Source organism: Microbacterium sp. P2_F9 (genome assembly GCF_056403635.1).
Genome location: NZ_JBFUFC010000249.1, coordinates 1 through 4594 on the forward strand (window position 1 = coordinate 1; position 4594 = coordinate 4594).

General features: G+C 63.5%; 4 protein-coding genes. 1 reads left to right on the forward strand and 3 read right to left on the reverse strand.

Annotation, left to right across the window (positions count from 1 at the left end; translation table 11 throughout):
• The 3 genes from AC1DVT_RS18090 to AC1DVT_RS18100 all read right to left on the reverse strand — a co-directional run.
• Window positions 1-817, reverse strand: an 817-nt coding sequence (locus AC1DVT_RS18090; RefSeq protein WP_477390540.1) for a family 78 glycoside hydrolase catalytic domain, incomplete at its 3' end; no start/stop codon positions are given.
• 131 nt (window positions 818-948) lie between these two features.
• Complete coding sequence (locus tag AC1DVT_RS18095; protein WP_457101228.1) at window positions 949-1965, reverse strand: LacI family DNA-binding transcriptional regulator; 1017 nt, start codon at window positions 1963-1965, stop codon at window positions 949-951.
• Window positions 1966-2025: 60 nt separating this feature from the next.
• Window positions 2026-3060: a LacI family DNA-binding transcriptional regulator gene (locus AC1DVT_RS18100; RefSeq protein ID WP_457101229.1), complete on the reverse strand. Its 1035-nt coding sequence runs from the start codon at window positions 3058-3060 to the stop codon at window positions 2026-2028.
• A 200-nt stretch (window positions 3061-3260) separates the two neighbouring features.
• Between AC1DVT_RS18100 and AC1DVT_RS18105 the strand changes: the two genes are divergently transcribed.
• Complete coding sequence (locus AC1DVT_RS18105; protein WP_477390542.1) at window positions 3261-4571, forward strand: ABC transporter substrate-binding protein; 1311 nt, start codon at window positions 3261-3263, stop codon at window positions 4569-4571.
• Window positions 4572-4594: the final 23 nt, after the last annotated feature.

The following is a 4594-nucleotide window of genomic DNA, read 5'->3' on the forward strand; positions in this document are numbered from 1 at the left end:
GGAGGATGAAGCGGTCGGTTGCCTTCGCTGTGCGCAGGGGACGCGTTCCGAGTTCGTCGCGCTCGAGCACTTCCGCGTGGCGCAGCGTGATCGCCTGCCCTGCCGGGCCGGTGACGGCGACACGCACCCAGCCAACCAGGTTCTGGCCGAAGTCGACCAACGTCTTGCCCGACGGACTCTCCCAAATGCGTTGCGGCGAGAGACTCTGTTGACGCCGGACAGGTGGACCGACGTATGGCTCCAATTTCGCGAGATCGAAGTCGACTGTGTGGACCGAACCCCATGAAGACTCGTCGAACCCGACTCGGTCCCACCCTGACGGAAGGAGACGCGCGTCGATTTCCTGCCCGTCGTAGATGCTGTCGGATACAACCGCGMCCTCGCCGGCACGCCATGTTTCATCGGTGACGATGATCTGCTCGTGGCCGTCCTCGAACTCAATGCGCAATTCGAGGAAACCGGCCAGTTCGGGACCGTAAGGGGGCGAGTTCTCCCATCCCAGACGTCCGCGGAACCACCCGTCGCCGAGTGCCATTCCGAGGGCGAACCGGTTCCGTGCCGTGAGCGCAAGCTGCGCGGTGACGTCATAGGCGGCATATCGCAGACGCCACTCGTAGCTGGTCCAGCCGGGCGTCAAGACGTCCTCTGAAAGGGGCACGCCGTCGATGAACGCTTCGACGACGCCGAGCGCGGATACCTGAGCAGCCGCTCCGACGACTGTTCCATGGCCCTCGTCCAGCACGAATTCAGTACGCAAGAGGGGTGCCCGATGAAGGGTTGCATCCGCAGCGATGAATCGCCCAATTCGCTCGGTCATGGAATTCTCCTGGATATCAGGACTCGACACGCGTGGAGCCGGTCGTCAGTGGGACCTCGTCAGCCTAGCCGATTTTGTGGAACGGTCTACACCAATGTGGAACTGTTGATCAACTGGATTGGCGCATCGGCTCAGGAAGTCGGAGCGGATCGCGTCGACGTCCGCACCCGCAGTTCTGGCGTGAAGATCTCATGAACCGCCTCGGTGCGACCTTGCAGGCGCTCCATCAGCAGTTGGATCGCACGGAGCCCCATCTCGCTGCCAGGCTGGTGCACCGTTGTGAGCCCGAGCGCCGGATGCGACGCGATCGGCACATCGTCGTAGCCGACGATCGACAACTGTCGCCCGGTCTCCGCTGTTGCGCGAAGTGCGCCGATCGCCAATTCGTCGTGAGCGGCGAACACGGCCGTGATTGGCGTCCCGCCTTCGATTGCCGTCCGGACTGCCGAGTTCGCCGCATCCTGACCCTCGTCCGTTCGCAGTACGACGATCTGGTCTGCCAAACCCGCCTCGGTCATCGCGGCGCGATACTCGCGCAGTCGGATGCCGTGGGCGGACTGCGTCTCCTCCTCCGCCTCCTCAAGTGTGAGATGTGCAATCCGAGTGTGCCCAAGATTCAAGAGATGGTCCATCGCCATCCGCGTCCCCGCAACGTCGTCGCCGGCGATGCTGTCATACGCGTCCGAGTGATCGTGTCGGCCAAACATCACGACGGGTGTCTGCGTGGCGATCCGGTCGAGCGCTTCACTGCTGACCCGGGGGGAAACGGCAACCACGCCGTCCACCTGGCGGTCGACCAAAGCTTCAATTGCGCGGAGTCCGAGACGTGAACCTTCCTCGGCGGGCGCGATGACCACTTGGTAGATCGTTCCCGCGAGCGCGCCCATCACGCCCGTGAGCATTCGGGTGAAGAACTGATTGCCAAGATCGGGGATCTCGATGCCGATCGTGTATGTGCGGCCCCTCATTGCTCGTGCAGCAATCCGAGGACGGTAATCGAGCTCCGTCATGGTCGCGGTGACACGCTCGCGCATGGAGTCGCTCACTCCGTATGCGTTGCGCAGCACTTTCGACACGGCTGCGCGGGACACGCCCGCCGCTGCGGCGACGTCTTCGATTGTCGCGTTGCGGCCCGGGACAAATGTCATGGTGTAGAGGTTAGCGCCGCTCACGTCGCGCGAAGCGCCGGTGTCCGAACCGGGAATGGGTCAAACGCCTTCAGAACTGTTCCCTGCGGGCGGTCGCGTCGAATTCCGCGGGTACAGTCGGGGCGCCGTCGTGATGTGTAGCGCTTCGGTTCGTCCCGCAAGCCGGCTGAGCAGGAGCTCGACAGCGTGCTCACCCATCGCGAAGCCCGACTGATCGACGCTGGTGAGCGACACTGCGGGGTGCCCCGCGATCGTGATGTTGTCGTATCCCGCAACCGATACGGACGCGTCAGACGGCCCGTTTGTCGCAAGCGCCCGGAGTGCCCCGAGCGCCATGGCGTCGTTGCCCGCGAAGATGGCCGTTGGAAAGTCTGGCCCGGTCAAGATCTCAGCGACCGCTCCGCGCGACTCGTCTTCGGTCGGGCCGCTCCGGATCACACGGGACACACCCTCGAGCCCATGCTGACTCATGAACCGCTCGTACTCCTCGAGCCTGACTGCGTGGGGCGTTCCTGAACCAAAAGCCGTCACCTCGGCACTGCGAGTGAGGTGCGCGATCTTTCGGTGACCCAGTCGATGCAGGTGGTCCATGACGAGTCGAGTCCCCTCGATGTCGTCGCCAGTGACTGTGTCATACGCGAGCGAGTTGTCGTGGCGCCCGACCATCACGATCGGAACTCGCTGGGCCAGCGACTCGAGCCATTCGGTGGCTACGAGCGGCGAGATGGCGATGATGCCGTCAACCTGACGGTCGGACAGCGCTGTGATCGCGCGCCGCCCCTCCTCCACGTCGCGACCCGCCGGCGCGATGATCAGCTGGAACCCTGTTCCTTCGCGTGCCGCGGCAGCGCCGTCGATGATCTTGTCGAAGAAGGGGTTCCCGATGTCGGGAAGTTCGATTCCGATAGTGCTCGTGGTTCCGCGCATCGCTCTGGCCGCCACGCGTGGGCGATAATCCAGTCGCTCGATCGCATCATTGACGCGCACGCGCATCTGATCGCTTACGCCGTAGGCGTCTCTGATGACTTTCGAGACCGCCGCACGAGAAACGCCGGCCTCACGGGCGACGTCGCTGATGTTGGCCGCTCTCCTCATCGTGATGACTCCCTCGTCCGATATCAGGAATGTAACGAGTTGTAGATCAATCCACAAATCGTGTGTAGATCGGTTGACACGCGGCACACGACGTGTCTATCGTGGCCTCACCCAAGCACCCGAGCACGGGCATCACGAAGATGCTCCGGGGCATCGACAGCGAAGTGCCTTTACATGGAGGTAAAGAGATGGATTCCCGCATGACAACCCGCCGAGCGCTCCTGGCGGTCGGCGCCGGAAGCGTCGCGTTGACGCTGACGCTCGCCGGCTGCTCCGCCGGTGGATCGAGCGACGCAGATGGCGCCGTCACCCTGAAGTATCTCGTCGACAACGGCGAAGCGACGGTCGTCGTCGCTGAGGCGCTTGCCAAGGCCTTCGAAGCCGAGAACCCCGACATCAAGGTGGAGATCGAGACGCGTCCACAAGGCGCTGAGGGCGACAACCTGATCAAGACCCGCCTGTCAACGGGCGAGATGGACGACCTCTTCTCCTACAACTCTGGCTCCCTGTTCCAGGCCCTCAGCCCCGACCAAACTCTTGTCAACCTCGACGACCAGGAATGGGTCGGAAAGCTGGACGAGAACTTCATTCGCACCGTTTCGACCGACGCCGGCCTCTACGGCGCTCCCATGGGTCAGTCGATGGCGGGCGCCGTTCTGTACAACAAGGACATCTACGCCGAGCTGGGTCTTGAGATCCCGACCACGTGGGACGAGTTCATCGCAAACAGCGAAGCGATCAAGGCTGCCGGCACCGCCGCACCCATCATCCAGACGTACGGCGACACCTGGTCCTCGCAGCTGTTCATCCTCGGCGACTTCAACAACGTGCTCGCGGAGAACCCGGACTGGGCGGAGGAGTACACCGCCAACAAGGCGAAGTACGTCGATGAGCCCGCTTTCGCCGGCTTCCAGCACCTTCAGCAGGTCTACGAGGCTGGACTGCTCAACGAGGACTTCGCGTCCGCGACGTACAACGACGGCGTCGCCATGGTGGCGACCGGCGCTGGGGCTCAATACCCGATGCTCACGTTCGCGGCGGGTCAGATGATGACCACCAACCCGGAGGCTGCCGATGTCGTGGGAACCTTCCCGCTCCCCGGCCCGGATGCAGATAGCAATGGACTGACGGTGTGGATGCCGAACGGCGTCTACATCCCGAAGTCGACGGAGGGCGCCCAGCTCGACGCGGCGAAGAAGTTCCTCGAGTTCATCACCACGCCGGAAAGCTGCGAGATTCAGGCGGAGTCCACGGCTCCCCAGGGCCCGTTCGTTGTAGAGGGCTGCACGCTGTCTGATGACGTGCCGGCGATGATCTCGGACCTCCAGCCGTACTTCGATGAGGGCAAGACCAACCTCGCGCTGGAGTTCCTCTCCCCGATCAAGGGACCTGCTCTGGAGCAGATCACCGTCGCCGTCGGATCTGGCATCACGAGCGCCAGTGACGGCGCGGCGCAGTACGACGAAGATGTCAAGAAGCAGGCCCTGCAGCTGGGCCTCGACGGCTGGTAGACACCCATTGACCTGTCGGGGGC